This window comes from Arthrobacter sp. 10T419 (assembly GCF_056394105.1).
The window spans coordinates 333,016-348,313 of record NZ_JBFTHF010000001.1 but is presented as its reverse complement, the minus strand read 5'-3'; the positions used below and the strand labels follow the sequence as shown (position 1 = coordinate 348,313).

Below are 15,298 nucleotides of genomic sequence, written 5' to 3'. Positions count from 1 at the left end.
CTCGGACTGTGAGCAACGAAATCCCCGCCAAGGTATCCGACGTCTTTGACCCCACCCGCTGGCGCACCGTGACCGGCTTCGACGATTTCCAGGACATGACCTACCACCGGCAGGTGGAGCGCTCCGCGGACGGCACCGTGGTCCGGGACCTTCCCACCGTCCGGATCGCCTTCAACCGCCCGGAGGTGCGCAACGCGTTCCGGCCCGGCACCGTGGACGAGCTGTACCGGGCCATGGACCACGCCCGGATGACCCCCGATGTCGCCACGGTCCTGCTCACCGGCAACGGCCCCTCCGCCAAGGACGGCGGCCACTCCTTCTGCTCCGGCGGCGACCAGCGGATCCGCGGCCGCGACGGGTATCGGTATGCAGAGGGCGAAACCACCGAGACCATCGACCCCGCCCGCGCCGGCCGGCTGCACATCCTTGAGGTCCAGCGGCTCATGCGGACCATGCCCAAGGTGGTCATCGCCGTCGTGAACGGCTGGGCGGCCGGTGGCGGCCACTCGCTGCATGTCGTCTCCGACCTCACCATCGCCTCCCGGCAGCACGGCAAGTTCAAGCAGACCGACGCGACGGTAGGCAGCTTCGACGCCGGCTACGGCTCGGCCCTACTGGCCCGCCAGATCGGCCAAAAGTCCGCCCGCGAGATCTTCTTCCTGGCCCGCGAATATTCCGCCGAGGACATGGTCCGGATGGGTGCCGTGAACGAGGCCGTGGACCACGAGCGGCTCGAGGAGGTGGCGCTGGAGTACGCCGCGGACATCGCCCGGCAGTCCCCGCAGGCCATCCGGATGCTCAAGTTTGCCTTCAACCTCGCCGACGACGGCTTGGCCGGCCAGCAGGTGTTCGCCGGCGAAGCGACGCGACTGGCTTACATGACGGACGAGGCGGTGGAGGGCAAGGAGGCCTTCCTGGAGAAGCGTGATCCGGACTGGTCCAAGTTCCCGTACTACTTCTAAGGCTGCCGCGATGACTTCCGGAGCGGTGAACATCGAACCCGCCCTCGCTGCCCTCGCGGCTGCCCTCGGCGGGGAGGGTCCCGCCGTCGAGCTGTCCGCCGGCCCGGACGGCTCCCCCGTCGTCGGGCTGGTGGAAACCCCCGGCTTCGAGGACGCCGCCGTCGTGGTGCGGACCTCCGGCTCCACCGGCGTGCCCAAGGCCACGGTGCTGACGGTGGATGCCCTGGCGGCTTCCTCCATGGCAACGGCGATGGCGCTTAAGGGCGAGGGCCAGTGGCTGCTGGCGCTCCCGGTGCAGTTCGTGGCCGGCGTCCAGGTCCTGGTCCGGTCGCTCTTCGCCGGCACCCGGCCCTGGGCGATGGACCTCTCCGGCGGGTTCACCCCGGAGGCCTTCACCACCGCAGCCCTAGAGCTCACGGACAAGATCCGTTTCACCTCTCTGGTTCCCACGCAGCTGCAGCGGCTTCTGGAGCGGCCCTCGGCACAGACGCTGGCCATGCTCCGGCGCTTCAACGCGGTTCTGCTGGGCGGCGCCCCCGCCTCGGCGGAGTTGCTCGCCGCGGCCCGGGAGGCCGGCGTCCGGGTGGTGACCACCTACGGTTCCGCCGAGACCTGCGGCGGCTGCGTGTACGACGGCGTGCCGCTGGACGGCGTCGAGCTGAAACTCGCCGCGGACGGCCGGATCCTGCTCGGCGGCGCCACCATTGCGGCCGGCTATCTCGACGAGCCGGAGCTCACGGCCTCGGCATTTGTCGAGGACGACGGGATCCGCTGGTACCGCACCAACGACCTCGGCGCGCTGTCCGCGGACGGCACGCTGACCGTGCTGGGCCGTGCCGACGACGTCGTCATCACCGGCGGCGTCAAGGTGTCCGCCGCGCATGTGCAGGCGGAACTGGAGAAGCTCGACGGCGTGCGGGCGGCGTTCGTGGCGGGTGTCCCGTCCGCCGAGTGGGGCCAGGCGCTGGCGGCCTATGTGGTGCTGGCGGACGATTCGACGGAGGCAGCCGAGGCCTTCACGGCGCGTTTCACCGCCGGCGGCGCGGGGGCGTTGGCGGGGGCCTTGGTTCCTAAAACAGTGCTCACCGCCGCGGAACTGCTGATGCTTCCGAACGGAAAACCGGACCGAATGGGCATGACCGTTCGGCTGGACACCCGTCATCAGGGAAAATAGAAAAGCTTCAAGCAACCCTTTCCACTAGATCAACACCCAAACCAACGAGGTACTGAACGTGGCCACAGCGGCACAATGGATCCAAGGCGCCCGTCTGCGCACCCTGCCGGCCGCAATCGCGCCGGTCCTGATCGGGACTGCAGCCGCCTATGAGATGAACGCGTTCCGGCCCGTCAACGCCCTGCTGGCCGCCATGGTGGCCCTGCTGCTCCAGGTCGGCGTGAACTTCGCCAACGACTACTCCGACGGCATCCGCGGCACCGATGAGGACCGGGTGGGCCCGCTCCGGCTGGTGGGTTCCGGGGTGGCGAAGCCGGAGCACGTCAAGCGGGCAGCGTTCGCGGCGTTCGGCCTGGCGATGCTGTTCGGACTGATCCTGGTCATTATCACGCAGGCCTGGTGGCTGATCCTCGTGGGTGTGGGCTGCGTACTTGCCGCGTGGGGCTACACCGGCGGCAAGAACCCCTACGGCTACCTGGGCCTGGGCGACCTGTTCGTGTTTGTGTTCTTCGGGCTGGTGGCCACGCTTGGCACCACCTACACGCAGGCCGGCCAGCTCAGCCTCGCGGCCATCATCGGTGCGATCGGCACGGGACTCATCGCCTGCGCCCTGCTCATGGCCAACAACGTCCGGGACATTCCCACCGACCGCGTGGCCGGGAAGAAGACGCTGGCTGTCCGGCTGGGCGACAAGCACGCCCGGGAAAGCTACGTGCTGATGCTCGCCGTGGCGATCCTGCTGGTGATTGTGCTTGCGCCCGGTCGGCCTTGGATGCTGATTGTGCTGCTGCTCATCCCGGCCATCCTGATGCCGTCCTGGCTGATGATCGCGGGCCGGCGCCGCAAGAGCCTGATCCCGGTGCTGAAGCAGACCGGGCTGATCAACCTTGGCTACGCCGTGCTGTTCTCGCTCGGCCTGGTGCTGAGCCGCGGCTTCTAGGGCGGGTTCCGGGGGTCCGGCTGGTTCCGCTGGTTCCAGCGGGTTCCAGCGGGTTCCGTCTGGTTCCAGGGGGTGCTGACGGGCTCTAGGAGTCCTTGGGCCGGGTGTCGGTGCGCACGGTGACGTCCGGGTGTTCGTCCACCAGGCGGTCTTCGGCGTGGGCGTCGTCGATCTCCCCGGCACTGCGCAGCGGCTTGGCTTTGCCGGAGAAACGCTGGTGGATCGAGGCGGTGGCCGCGTCGCGCTGCTTCTGGAAGAACAGGAAGCTGATGGCGAAGGCCATCATCCCGGCGCAGAGCGCGGCCAGCAGCCAGCCAAGCTGCAAATAGACAAACAGGGCGAACAACGGCACAAACAGTGCCAGACGGATCAGGGAGTATTTCAGGAAAGCCACGCTCCCAGTTTAGCCGTCCCGGCCGGGGCGGGGACCCGGCGGTCCGTCTGCTGCTGAGTGCGGGCACCAGCGCGGCGGCCCGGCGCCGGGCCGCGGGGTTGCGGGCGGCGGGCGGCGGGGTTCCGGGCGGCTGCCGTGCGGGTGCCGGGCGCCGGAAGCTCGCGCGGAGGCTAAACTGAAGCTATGCTCCGTGTCGTGGTACCAATCGTTGTACTGGTCGTCTTTGTCTACGGACTGATCGACCTCATCAGGACTGACGCACGCCTGACCAAGGGCATTTCCAAGCCGGCCTGGATCGTGGTGCAGATCGTTCTCCCGGTGGTCGGCGCAATCCTCTGGTTCCTCATCGGCCGGCCCCGCGGCGAGGCCGCGGCGGCTCCGGCCACGTACCGCCACCCCACCGCCCCGGACGACGATCCCGACTTCCTCCGCAACCTGGAGCTGCGCCGCCGCAACCAGGCGGAGGCTGACCGGCTCAAGAAGCTGAAGGACGAGCTGGACGCCAAGGAGCGCGAGCTGGGCAGCGGCACCGGAGACGCCCGCGGCACGGAATCCGGCGAAGCCCACGGCAGCGGCGACCCCACGCAGGGCACCGACGAGGTCAAGTAGCCGCTCTGCCCCCTGGCGCGCAGACGCGCCCTCTCAGCCGGCGCGTTCCCCTTCCCATTTGCCAGAAATGGCCTGAATCCGGACCCTCGTAGCGGCCATAGCCGGCAAATCGACGCCGCGCACCCGGACCTGCAAACCAGCCTCCACTGGCCCGCTCTTCCCCCACACCCTGCCCGGGCTGTGGACAACGTCAAATCCCGCTCCAGGCGGGCGCAGAATGCTCTTATGCGCCAGCCCAGCGAGCTTCCCCCACAGCTTCACGACAAACCATTCACGCTCGCGGACGCCCGCGCGGCGGGATTGAGCCGGCGTCGAACCCGGTGCCGGGATCTTGTCAGCCCCTGTCACGGAGTGCGCACCGCCGCCACGACGCCGGGCACCCTCCTTGACCGTATGCATGCCCTGGTTGCTGTGACGTGCGCGGTGGTGAGCCATGCAACTGCTGCCCTGCTGTGGGGCTTTCCCCTGCCGGCGTCCGTGGCAAACGTCGACGTCGTTCATCTCACCAGCCGGCCGGGCAATCGGGCTGCGCGTCGAAAGAACGTCGTGGGCCATCAACAGTCGTTTGAACCCGAGGAGATCGTGGCGGGCTCCAGGGTCCACTGCACGTCACCGCTGCGGACGTGGTTCGACCTGGCCAGCATGCTTAGCCTCGACGATCTTGTGATTGCCGGAGACTTCCTGCTCCGCCGAAGGAACCCTTTGTCCACCCTCGACGAGCTAGACGCCTACCTTCAAGGACGAAAAGGAAAGCCGGGCTACCAGAAGGCCGCGCGGGCTCGGATCCTGATGCGCTCAGGCACGGACTCCCCCAAGGAGACCGAACTCCGGTTGCTTCTTCTCCGCCATGGCCTCCCCGAACCCGCAGTCAACGTGCCCATGTTCGACGAAACCGGCCGCTGGATCCAGGACCCTGATTTGTCCTATGAAGTGGAACGGGTCGCAATCCAATACGACGGCGGGCATCATGCCACTCCGGCGCAACGGCGCAGCGATATTTTCCGGGACGAAAACGCGCGGGATACCGGGTGGCGGGTAGTCGTGCTGACCCAGTGGGACTTGACCCCGTTGGGCCCGGGCATGGAGCCAACAGCGGTCACCAGGGTACGGGCGGCGCTCGTGGAGCGGGGCTGGATGCCCGATCGTGGCCCGGCCCGGAGGCGACGTTCCGCACGCACCACGGCGTCCATCGGACAGGAATGGCCGCTAAGCGGGGTGGCTTAGCGGCCATTTGTGGCGAATCGACGATTCAGGCCCGAGGGTTAGCGGCCATTTGTGGCGAATCGCGGCGGTTCGGGGTGCGGGCCTGGTTGGTGCGGCGTCGTTTGGCCGATCTGACAGGAATGGCCGCTAAGCGGGGTGGCTTAGCGGCCATCTGTGGCGAATGGACGAGGAATCTAAGCGCCCAACCCTGGCGAAGCGAACTCCCGGCGCCTTACAGCCCCGAGTAGGAGTGCAGTCCGTTGAAGAACTGGTTCACGATGGTGAAGTTGAAGACCACGCACAGGTAGCCGACGATCGAGAGCCAGGCCGCGCGGGTTCCGGTCCAGCCGCGGGTGGCGCGGGCGTGGAGGTAGCCGGCGTAGACCACCCAGATCACGAAGGTCCAGACTTCCTTGGTGTCCCAGCCCCAGAAGCGGCCCCAGGCCTTCTCGGCCCAGATGGCGCCGAACATCAGCGTGAACGTCCAGCCGACGAAGGCGATCGCGTTGATCCGGTAGGACAGGTTTTCCAGGCTCAGGGCGTTGGGGACCAGGCGCATGAAGCCCAGCTTGTCTGCCCCGCCCGCGGCAATGGTCTTCTGCCGGTGCGACTGGACCAGCTGCAGCGCGGACATCGCGAAGGTCAGGGTGAACAGGGCTGAGGACATCACCGCGATGGAGACGTGGATAATCAGCCAGTAGCTCTGCAGCGCCGGCACGAGGTGGCCCACGGGCGTCCAGAACGCGACCGAGGCCGCGACCAGCATGATGATGGCCAGGCCGATCACAAAGGTACCCAGGAACCGCAGGTCGCGGCGGATCAGCACCAGAAGGAAGACCGCCACCGCCACGAACGCGCCGGTGGTCAGGAACTCGTACATGTTGCCCCACGGCACCCGGCCCGCGCCGATCGCGCGGGTGATGACGCCGGCGGCGTGGATGGCGGCGCCCAGCACGGCGAGGGCGACGGCGACCCGGGCCGGAACCCGGCGTTCGGCGCCGTAGCGCATGCCGCCGTCGGCGGTCACGCCGGCTCCGCTTGCCCGGCTGCCCGAGACCGACGACGTCGGGCGCTCGGCCCGTCCGACAGGGCCGCTGACGTCGGAAGCGGCGCGGTCAACGGCGGCGGAGGAGCCACCGACGCCGGCGCCCACCGGGACACGGACCGTCTCGGCTCCGGACAGCTCTGCCGCCTTCAGGTCCACCGCGCGCAGGGTCTTGCTGCTCTTGGCCAGGTCCCAGGCGAAGGCGATGAAGGCCACCGTGTAGGTGCCGGCCGCGAGCAGCATAAAGAGCTCGCTGTACTGGCCCATGGTTTCGTTGATGGGGAACATTACTGATCCTTCTTTGACTCAGGAGAGCCTACTGTGGACTGGATGAAGTCTGCTGCGGGTTGGTCCGTGGAGGCCTGCGCGCCGGCGTCGGCGCGTGCGCCGGTGTCCGCCCGGTCATTATCCGCTGTCGCGCTGGGAACAGGCTGGGAATCCTCCCCCGAATCGTCCGCGGCCCCATCATCGAGCGGCCAGGCTGCCGACAGCAGGGCCCGGATGGCGGCGGCTTCCCCGGCCAGGCGGTGGTCCTCGCCGCGGGCCAGGAGACCGTACTCCACCATGGTGCGGCCGTCCTCGTGGGTGCCGGTGCGGACCCAGACGCGGCGGCGGTTGACGTACAGCGACGTGACCAGGCCGGCGACGGCGAGCAGGGCGAAGAACAAGGCGTAGCCCTGGCCCGGGTTGTGGTGGATGTCCACGCCGATGTAACGCTTCACGCCGTCGAAGCTGATGGTGCCCTTGCCGTTGGGCAGGGTGTGAGTGGTCCCGGGGGTCAGCACGATGCCCTTGGTGGGCAGGTTGCGGGCGTTTAGCGGCGTCAGTTTCTTCACATCGAGTTCGAACACGTTCTGCGGCGAGCCGCTGTTCAGTCCGAGGTCGCCGTAGTACGAGTTCAGCGTCAGCTGCGGGTTGAACAGTTCAGGATCGCCGCTGAAGGAAACTCCTTCCTTCGTGATGAACGCGGTAGGCAGGAAGAAGCCCGCGAAGGCCAGCTGCTCCGGCTTGGCATCGGGGACCTTGATGACCACGGAGGAGTAGTAGTTGTCGCCTTGCAGCTTGGCCACCACCGGTCCCTGCATGGCGATGTTGCCGGCGCCGTCGCGCACCGTGACCACCGGGGCGTAGCCGTTGCCGGTCAGGTAGACGCTGGTGCCGCCCAGGCTGAGCGGGTCATTGACCTTCAGCACCTCCTGCTTGGCAGGCGCGCCCGGGTTCTCCTTGGTGGTGACGTCAGCCTTGAAGTCGATGGGCTGGCCGAACTTGCCCTTCGATTCGCGGTCGAAGGTGATGTGGAACTTGTCCAGCTGGATGGAGTAAGGCTCCAGCTGGCTGCTCTGGAAATTGGTGCCCGGGGTGAACTGGTCGTAGCCCACCAGGGTGTTCACGAAGGTGTCCCCCTCGACCAGGATCCGTTGGCCGCTGTAGCCGAACAAGCCGCCGGCCGCGACGGACACCAGGACACCGATCAGGGCGGTGTGGAAGACAAGGTTGCCGACCTCCCGGAAGAAGCCGCGTTCCGCGCCGAGCGAGGGCCGTTCGCCGTCGCGGTCCCGCACGTCGACGCGGTAGCCGCGCTTCCTCAGCAGGGCGGCGGCGTCGTCAATGGCGCGCGACGCCGGGATCCCGGCGTCGGCGGGGACCACCATGGTGCCGTACTCGGGCAGCCGGGACAGCCGTGCCGGGGTGCGCGGGGGCTGGGAACGCATGGCTTTGTAGTGCACGATGGCGCGGGGCACCACGCAGCCGATCAGCGAGATGAACAGCAGGATGTAAATCGCGGAGAACCACGCCGAGGAGTAGACATCGTAGAGCTGCAGGGAGTCCAGGATCTTGCCGTAGTCCGGGTGGTCCTTGATGTACTGGGTGACCACCGCAGGGTTAGCGGGCCGCTGCGGGAAGAGCGATCCGGGCACCGCGGCGACGGCGAGCAACAGCAGCAGGAACAGCGCGGTACGCATGCTGGTCAGCTGCGTCCACGCCCAGCGGAGCATGCCCACCGGCCCCAGCGAGGGCAGCACAGCGCCTGCCTTCGCGGCTTCGACGGGACTGGTTCCGTGATCGGGCGTGCCGGGGGACGGGGATTTCTTCTCTACGTTCACTCGCTCGCTCATCAGATCGGCAATTTCACATCGGTTTGGAACCAGTACTGCAGCCCGGACACCCAGGCACCCCACACCCCGCTGGCCATCAGCACGCCCAGCGCAATCAGGATTCCGCCGCCGGTGCGCTGGATGGCGAGCCGGTGTTTGCGGAAGAAGGAGAGCACCCCGACGCCGCGGCGGACGGCCAGGGCGATCAGCAGGAAGGGAATGCCCAGCCCAAGGCTATACACGAAGGCCAGCAGGGCGCCCTTCGCCGCGGACGATCCCCCGGAAAGGCTCAGCAGCTGCACCGCCGAATAGGTCGGGCCGATGCACGGGGCCCAGCCGAGGCCGAACGTGATGCCCAGCAGCGGCGCACCCCAAAGCCCGGCTGGCGGCTTGGCGTGGATCTTCGCGTCGCGCTGCAGCCAGGAGAAGCCGCCCATGAACACGACGCCCATCACGATCACCAGCACGCCGAGCAGTTGCGTAATCCAGGCGTTCTGGGAGCCGGTGATCAGCGTTCCCAGCTGGCCGAAGGCCCCGCCGAGGAGCACGAAGATCACCGAGAAGCCGAGGACGAACAATCCGATCCCGGCCAGCATCCGGCCCCGCTTCTGCTTCTGCAGGTCGACGCCTGTCAGGCCCGTCACGTACCCGAGGTATCCGGGCACCAACGGCAGCACGCAGGGCGAGAGGAAGGATACGAGTCCGGCCAGCAGCGCCACCGGGATGGCGAGCAGCAGCGAACCGTTCAGGATGGCTTCGGCGAAGGGGCTGTTCACGGCGCCGGCCTTACTCGGCCACGGCTGCGGCGATGAGGGACTTGAGGGTGCCCTTCTGGATTTCGCCAAGCACCCGGGAGGCGACTCGGCCCTGCTTGTCGAGCACCAGCGTGGTGGGGACCGCGCCGGGCGGAACCAGCCCGGAGACGGCCAGCAGCACCGCGCCGTCCTTGTCGTTGAAGCTCGGGTACGTCAGGTTGAAGGTCTTGTCGAACGCTTCAGCCGTCGGTTTTTCGTCCCTCAGGTTGACGCCGAAGAACTGGACGCCCTGGCTCTTGAACTCCTGGTGCAGGGCCTCCAGCGACGGCGCCTCGACCCGGCACGGCGCGCAGGCGGCGAACCAGAAGTTGAGCACCGTCACCTTGCCCTGAAACTGCGACGCCGTGACTTCGGTGCCGTCGAACAGGGTGCCCTTGATCTCCACCGGTTTTTTCCGGTCGGCAGCGGCGAATTCGGTCACCGAGCCGTCGCCGGCGACGTAGTTCTTGTTATCCCCCGCCTTGGCCTGCTTGGCGAGGTCGTCCTCCTGGGCGCAGCCGGTCAGGCCCAGCATGGCGGCCAGGGCCGCACCGCCGGCGGTGAGGACGCCGCGGCGGGACAGACGGGAGTCGTCGTCGAACATGTTCAGGCTCCCGGGGTGCTGGAGGCACCGGGCAGGAGGACGGCGGCGGGCTCGCTGTAGTCGATGCGAAGCAGCGTCCCGTCGTCGTTGAATACGAGGGAGGTCACGGAGGTGAGCGTGCATTCGCGCTTGCGCGGGTCGTGCCACAACGGCCTGCCCTCGGCGCTGAGCCGGGTGGCCCAGATGGGCAGCTGGTGGCTCACCAGGATGGCCTCGGCGCCGTCGCCGCCGAGCTCGACGGCCCGCAGGCGTGCGTCCTGCACCGCGGCGGTCACGCGCGCGGCCTGCTCTTTGTACGGCTCGCCCCAGGACGGCCGGAGCGGGTTGCGGAGCATCGGCCAGTGCTTCGGTTTGAAGATCTCGCCTTTGGACACCTGCATCCCCTGGAAGTAGTTGGCGGCCTCGATGATCCGCTCCTCGGTGGCGATTTCAAGGCCGAGGGCCTCGGAGATCGGCTGCGCCGTTTCCTGCGCACGGGTCAGCGGGGACGCCGCGAGGTGCACGATCTTCGCCCCCTGCGCGGCGCGGTCACTGAAGTGCTCGGCAAGCATCCGGGCCATCTGCTGACCCAGTTCGGAGAGGTGGAACTCGGGCAGCCTGCCGTACAGGACGCCTTCGGGATTGTGGACCTCGCCGTGGCGGAGCAAGTGAACAGTGGCTTGGGGCATGTGTACCAGTTTCTCAAAGGGCAGGGGCAATGACGAAATCTTCTACAAGAGGTAGAACTGAAACTTTTTGGGAAATGTTCCCCGGGGGTGGAATAAAAGATGCAAATGCATGTTTATACTGGGTGAAGCAGTTAGTTGAGACTTCAACCAATGAAGTGAAGACCGACGATCAGATGAACTTCCGCACGACCCACCCGACTCAAGGAGAATCACCATGGCACTTCCCGCCAACCTCACCACCGGCACCTGGACCCTCGACTCCTCGCACAGCGAAATCGGCTTCACCGTCCGCCACGCGGGCATCAGCAAAGTCCGCGGCCAGTTCAAGGAAGCCGACGCAACCCTGGACCTCGCCGAGAACGTCGCCGACTCCAAGGTGAACGCCACCATCAAGACCGCGAGCTTCGACTCCGGCGACGTCAACCGCGACGGCCACGTCCGCGGCGAAGACTTCTTCGACGTCGAGAAGTTCCCGGAGATCTCCTTCGTCTCCAACGCCATCGTCCCCAAGGGCGACGCCTACGAGCTCCAGGGCGACCTCACGATCAAGGGTGTCACCCGTCCCGTAGCGCTGGAAACCGAGCTCAACGGCGTGGCCGTTGACCCGTTCGGCAACACCCGCGCCGGCCTGACCGCCGAGACCACAATCAGCCGCAAGGACTTCGGCCTGACCTGGAACGCCGTCCTCGAGGCTGGCGGCGTGCTGGTCAGCGACAAGGTTGCCATCAACCTCGAACTGGCCTTCATCGCCCCCGCAGCGTAGTCCGCGCCGCCCCGAGCGGCGGACAGGGCCCGTCCACGCGACGCCCTCTTCAACACCCCGCGCCATCCCCGGATGGCGCGGGGTGTTTGGTTTAACCGGGGCCGCTTCGGGGGCTGACTTGGGCGCGTTCCACGAGCGCGCCGGGCGGCCTCCGCTCCCGCCCCGGAGTCAGCTAGGAACCACCGGTTTCGCGGTCTAAAGTGAAATCCATGAGCAATACCGGCGACGTCCCCGAGCCCGATCAGCCAGGCGCCATTCCGCCGGAACCGGGCAGCGTTCCGCCGGTCGGACCGGGTCAGCCCGGGCGGTTCGGCGGGTTCCGGATCGAGTGGCCGGCCGACCGGCCGCGGAACTTCCGGGACGCGCTCCCCCTGGGCGGTTATTCCGGGATCCTCAACCTCCCGGCCATGCCCACGGAGCTGAAGATCTCCTACTGGGTCTGGGTGATTGGCGGGTTACTCGGCCTGCTCGCAGGCGTGATCGGGCTCTTCGGCACCCTGGTCCTCTTTGTGGTCTCGCCCCCGGCCGGCATCCTGCTGCTATTGCTGGTGCTGGTGGCGGTGGCCCTGGCCGCGGCACAGGTCACGCTGGCGATGAAGATGAAGGAGGGCTGGGAATGGGCCAGGTTCGCCCTCACCATCGCCGCCGGCGTCAGCCTGGTGCTCGCCCTGGCCAGCATCGGCGTCGCGGGAGGCGGAAGCTGGCCCGGCTTCGTCATCAGCCTGGTGGCGACCGTGCTGATGTGGCTGCCGAAGTCGCAGGCCTGGTTCGACGCGTTCAAGGGCCGTTCCTGACCTTCCTCGGCACCAGGCTGCTCCTCGGTGGCTTTGCCTCCGGAAACGCGGATACCCGCGTGCCGGCGGCTCCAAAAATGCCCCTCAGAATACCTCCGCGGAATGACCCAAACCGCCGCGAGCGCGGGGTACGGTGTAGTTAAACCATGCTGGGGGCAGGGTGAAGACACTGGTCCCGGTAGCCCATCCCGTCATCGAAATGCAAAGGACCGCCATGAGTAACCCGCCAGTCGAGCCTTCCAGCCCGGACGGACCCGAGTCGGGCAAGCAGGCTCCGCAGTACGGCCAGAATGCTCCCCAGTTCGGACAGCAGCCGCCGGCTCCGCAGTATGGGCAGAATGCCCCGCAGGCGCCCCAGTACGGCCAGCAGGCTCCGCAGTATGGCCAGAACGCCCCGCAGGCGCCCCAGTACGGGCAGCAGGCTCCGCAGTACGGGCAAAACGGGCCCCAGTACGGGCAGCAGGCTCCCGGCTATGGCCAGCAGCCGCCGGCCTACGGGCAGGCCCCGGGCCAGTTCGGCCAGAGCCCCTACGGCCAATCCCCTTACGCGCAGTATCCGTCGGAACTCCCCACCGGTGGAGCCGGGACCAGGCCGCCGCAGCTCGACCTCGCCTTCTGGCTCATCATCGGTGCGGGCATCCTGTCCCTCATCAGCAGCCTGGTTGTGTCCTTTACCGGGGCGGACTACTTTGAGACCGCGATGCAGCAGGCCGGCGCCCAGCAGGGCAGGAGACTCTCAGCGGACGAACTCAATGCGGTGCGGGCAATCGTCCCCATCAGCGGCATCATTGGCGGCCTCATCTCCTTCGGGCTCTACGCACTGGTCGCATTCCCGGTCCGCAAGGGCAAGAATTGGGCCCGCATCCTGGGAACGGTCTTTGCCGCCCTGTCGCTGTTTGGCCTGTTCGGCGGCGTATTCGCCTTCGGCGCCCTCTCCGGCGTGCTGCAGATCATCGTGATCCTGATGGGCGTGGCCGGCATCGTGATCCTGTACCTGCCGACGGTTTCCCCCTACTTCCAGAAGCAGCAGCCGTTCTCCAACCCGTACGCGCAGAACCCCTACGGCCGCTAACCAAGCACCGCTGCAGAGGGCGCGGGAGCCGGATGGGCCGACTGAAGTCAGTCGGCGTCTTCCGGGTCCTGCGCCCTTTGTGCGTGGTAGGCGAGAATCTGCAGTTCGGTGGCCATATCCACCTTGCGGAGATTGACTCCCGGCGGGACCTGCAGCATGACCGGGGCGAAGCTCAGGATGCTGCGCACGCCTGCGGCCACTACCCGGTCGCAAACGCTTTGCGCCACGGCCGCGGGCAGCGCCAGGACCACCATGTTGGTCCCGGTGCGGCGCAGCACGGCTTCCAGATCTGCGGCGTCGCTCACCCGCAGCCAGCCAACCTCGCTGCCCACCACCATCTGGTCGGCGTCGAAGATCGCCACGATGTCAAAGCCCCGGGACTCGAAGCCGCCGTACCGGGCGAGGGCCTTGCCGAGGTTGCCGGCGCCGACGATCGCAACTTTCCAGTCGTGGGTCAAACCCAGGGCCGCGGCAATGTGCCGGTTCAGGTACTGCACCTCATAGCCCACGCCCCGCGTCCCATAGGACCCCACATAGGAGAGGTCCTTGCGGAGGGTGGAGGAACTGACGCCCGAAGCCTCGGCGAGCGATTCAGAGGAAACCCGGTCCACCCCCTCGGCCAGCAAAGTGGTCAGGGCGCGCAAATAGATCGTCAGCCGCGCCACGGCCGCGGGCGGGATCTGCTTGGCAGCAGGTCCGGCCGCCCCGGGCAGGGCGTCGGGTGAAGAATCCAGCGAAGTCACTATCTGCTCCATTGCGTCGCGTTGTGACTCCACTCTAGAGCCCCCGCAGTTCGGGCCACAAAGCCGGGGACCGCGTCGCCTCAGCCGCTTGCCCGGGGTGCACTCAGGCTGACTGGCCGAGGGCGCGGCGCAGGGTTCGGGCCAGCCGAACCTCGTCGATCCGCCAGAAATCCCGCTGGACCCCGTCCACCAGCAGTACCGGGATCTCCTCGGCGTAGCGCTCGCGCAGGACATCGTCGTCGTCGATGGACCGCTCGGACCAGCCGAGTCCCAGCGCAGCGGTGACCCGGCCGACGGCGTCGCGCGCGTCCGCGCACAGGTGGCAGTCAGCTTTGGTGATGAGTACGACATCGGGAAGGGGCGCGGGTATGGCCATGGTTCCACGGTAGCCCGGCGCCCGGCCCGGCGTCGACGCGACCTGGTGTTCCAGCCGGGCGGCCGGTGCGGCGGGGCCCTTTCTGCGCGTGGGATCCCCCGCCATTGACTAGACTCGTGGCATGCCCGAGGAGAAGATCGTCGCTGTGGCCACGCGGCCTGTTGCGTCACCGCAGCACGGCGAAGCCGCCTTCTTCGACGTTGACAACACCCTTATGAGGGGCGCCAGTCTCTTCCACGTGGCCCGCAAAATGCATCAGCGCGGGGCGTTCACCATTCCCCAGGCGGCGGGCTTTGCCTGGAAGCAGCTGATGTTCGTGTTCCGCGGCGAGAACATGGACGACGTCCACGCCGTCCGCGACACCGCCCTGAGCCTCGCCTCGGGTTTCACCGTGCAGGACATCGAAGCCCTCGGCGAGGAAGTCTACGACGAGATGATCGAGTCCCGGATCTGGCCCGGCACCAAGGCCCTGGCCGAACAGCACCTGCGGGTGGGCCGCCGGGTCTGGCTGGTCACGGCCACGCCGATCGAGGTGGCCACCGTCATTTCCACCCGGCTGGGCCTCACCGGCGCCCTCGGCACCGTGGGCGAGATCCACGACGGCTCCTACACCGGACGGCTGGTGGGCGAGATCCTGCACGGCCCTGCCAAGGCCGTCGCAGTCCGCGGCATTGCCGAGGCGGAGGGCCTGGACCTGAACCGCTGCTGGGCCTACAGCGACTCCCACAATGACATTCCGCTACTCAGCATGGTCGGGCACCCGGTGGCCATCAACCCCGACGCCCGGCTGCGCCGCCACGCCCGCGAACACAACTGGCCGGTCTACGACTTCCGGTCCGGCCGTCGCGCCGCGACCCTGGGCCTGAAGGCCGCAACCGTCGGCGGGGCCATCTACGGTCTCTGGCGGGGCTTCTCCCGCTTCCGCGGCCCCACGGCCTAAGCGCACTCCGGGGCCAGCCCGCTACGCGTTCGGACGGGCGCACCCCGGATCCCGGGTGCCCCTGTCCGCATCCGCCCCGTATTGCCGGATCCGCCGCGCGTTGCCGAAAAGAAAATGCCCG

At 67.7% G+C, this 15,298-nt stretch carries 17 protein-coding genes; 9 read left to right on the top strand and 8 right to left on the bottom strand.

Going from position 1 to position 15,298, the window contains the following annotated elements:
- The first annotated feature begins 8 nt into the window (after positions 1–8).
- The 3 genes from AC1DBD_RS01680 to AC1DBD_RS01670 are packed head-to-tail and all read left to right on the top strand — an operon-like array spanning position 9 to position 3,076.
- The gene (locus AC1DBD_RS01680) at positions 9–962 is read left to right on the top strand and encodes a 1,4-dihydroxy-2-naphthoyl-CoA synthase (protein ID WP_476908389.1); all 954 of its coding nucleotides are present in this window, start codon (positions 9–11) and stop codon (positions 960–962) included.
- 10 nt (positions 963–972) lie between these two features.
- The gene (locus tag AC1DBD_RS01675) at positions 973–2,136 is read left to right on the top strand and encodes an AMP-binding protein (RefSeq protein ID WP_476925422.1); all 1,164 of its coding nucleotides are present in this window, start codon (positions 973–975) and stop codon (positions 2,134–2,136) included.
- Positions 2,137–2,194: 58 nt separating this feature from the next.
- Positions 2,195–3,076 (top strand): 1,4-dihydroxy-2-naphthoate polyprenyltransferase, encoded by an 882-nt coding sequence (locus tag AC1DBD_RS01670; RefSeq protein ID WP_175321447.1) that lies wholly within the window; start codon positions 2,195–2,197, stop codon positions 3,074–3,076.
- 85 nt (positions 3,077–3,161) lie between these two features.
- On the opposite strand, the gene AC1DBD_RS01665 is transcribed toward AC1DBD_RS01670, so the two are convergent.
- Positions 3,162–3,470, bottom strand: coding sequence for a DUF4229 domain-containing protein (locus tag AC1DBD_RS01665; protein ID WP_476925423.1), 309 nt, complete (start codon positions 3,468–3,470; stop codon positions 3,162–3,164).
- 183 nt (positions 3,471–3,653) lie between these two features.
- Here AC1DBD_RS01665 and AC1DBD_RS01660 point away from each other — a divergent pair, with 183 nt between their 5' ends.
- Positions 3,654–4,079, top strand: a complete 426-nt coding sequence (locus tag AC1DBD_RS01660; protein ID WP_441416843.1) for a PLD nuclease N-terminal domain-containing protein — start codon at positions 3,654–3,656, stop codon at positions 4,077–4,079.
- Between the two features lie 225 nt (positions 4,080–4,304).
- Positions 4,305–5,303 (top strand): hypothetical protein, encoded by a 999-nt coding sequence (locus AC1DBD_RS01655; RefSeq protein WP_476981295.1) that lies wholly within the window; start codon positions 4,305–4,307, stop codon positions 5,301–5,303.
- Between the two features lie 211 nt (positions 5,304–5,514).
- On the opposite strand, the gene ccsB is transcribed toward AC1DBD_RS01655, so the two are convergent.
- Genes ccsB through AC1DBD_RS01630 form a run of 5 tightly spaced genes read right to left on the bottom strand, consistent with a single transcriptional unit; the run spans position 5,515 to position 10,489 of the window.
- Positions 5,515–6,615, bottom strand: coding sequence for a c-type cytochrome biogenesis protein CcsB (ccsB, locus tag AC1DBD_RS01650; protein ID WP_441416841.1), 1,101 nt, complete (start codon positions 6,613–6,615; stop codon positions 5,515–5,517).
- The gene (resB, locus tag AC1DBD_RS01645; RefSeq protein WP_476925425.1) at positions 6,615–8,444 is read right to left on the bottom strand and encodes a cytochrome c biogenesis protein ResB; all 1,830 of its coding nucleotides are present in this window, start codon (positions 8,442–8,444) and stop codon (positions 6,615–6,617) included. The genes ccsB and resB overlap by 1 nt, the downstream gene beginning before the upstream one ends.
- On the bottom strand, positions 8,444–9,199 hold the full coding sequence (locus tag AC1DBD_RS01640; RefSeq protein WP_476925426.1) for a cytochrome c biogenesis CcdA family protein: 756 nt from the start codon (positions 9,197–9,199) through the stop codon (positions 8,444–8,446). The genes resB and AC1DBD_RS01640 overlap by 1 nt, the downstream gene beginning before the upstream one ends.
- 10 nt (positions 9,200–9,209) lie before the next feature.
- A complete protein-coding gene (locus tag AC1DBD_RS01635) occupies positions 9,210–9,821 on the bottom strand; it encodes a TlpA family protein disulfide reductase (protein ID WP_441416838.1) in 612 nt (203 codons plus the stop codon).
- A 2-nt stretch (positions 9,822–9,823) separates the two neighbouring features.
- Positions 9,824–10,489 (bottom strand): histidine phosphatase family protein, encoded by a 666-nt coding sequence (locus AC1DBD_RS01630; protein WP_476981294.1) that lies wholly within the window; start codon positions 10,487–10,489, stop codon positions 9,824–9,826.
- Positions 10,490–10,703: 214 nt separating this feature from the next.
- Here AC1DBD_RS01630 and AC1DBD_RS01625 point away from each other — a divergent pair, with 214 nt between their 5' ends.
- The 3 genes from AC1DBD_RS01625 (at position 10,704) to AC1DBD_RS01615 (ending at position 13,118) form a co-directional block, all read left to right on the top strand.
- Positions 10,704–11,252, top strand: coding sequence for a YceI family protein (locus AC1DBD_RS01625; RefSeq protein ID WP_175321455.1), 549 nt, complete (start codon positions 10,704–10,706; stop codon positions 11,250–11,252).
- Between the two features lie 209 nt (positions 11,253–11,461).
- Positions 11,462–12,046, top strand: a complete 585-nt coding sequence (locus AC1DBD_RS01620) for a hypothetical protein (RefSeq protein WP_441416836.1) — start codon at positions 11,462–11,464, stop codon at positions 12,044–12,046.
- 214 nt (positions 12,047–12,260) lie between these two features.
- Positions 12,261–13,118 carry a GtrA domain-containing protein gene (locus tag AC1DBD_RS01615; protein WP_441417889.1) on the top strand — a complete coding sequence of 286 codons (858 nt, stop codon included), beginning with the start codon at positions 12,261–12,263 and terminating at the stop codon, positions 13,116–13,118.
- Positions 13,119–13,165: 47 nt separating this feature from the next.
- Here AC1DBD_RS01615 and AC1DBD_RS01610 read toward each other — a convergent pair whose 3' ends face one another.
- Both AC1DBD_RS01610 and AC1DBD_RS01605 read right to left on the bottom strand, forming a co-directional pair.
- Positions 13,166–13,861 (bottom strand): redox-sensing transcriptional repressor Rex, encoded by a 696-nt coding sequence (locus AC1DBD_RS01610; RefSeq protein ID WP_441416835.1) that lies wholly within the window; start codon positions 13,859–13,861, stop codon positions 13,166–13,168.
- Between the two features lie 103 nt (positions 13,862–13,964).
- Positions 13,965–14,237, bottom strand: a complete 273-nt coding sequence (locus tag AC1DBD_RS01605; protein WP_441416834.1) for a glutaredoxin family protein — start codon at positions 14,235–14,237, stop codon at positions 13,965–13,967.
- Positions 14,238–14,358: 121 nt separating this feature from the next.
- Between AC1DBD_RS01605 and AC1DBD_RS01600 the strand changes: the two genes are divergently transcribed.
- Positions 14,359–15,177, top strand: coding sequence for an HAD family hydrolase (locus AC1DBD_RS01600; RefSeq protein WP_441416833.1), 819 nt, complete (start codon positions 14,359–14,361; stop codon positions 15,175–15,177).
- The last annotated feature ends 121 nt before the right edge of the window (positions 15,178–15,298 follow it).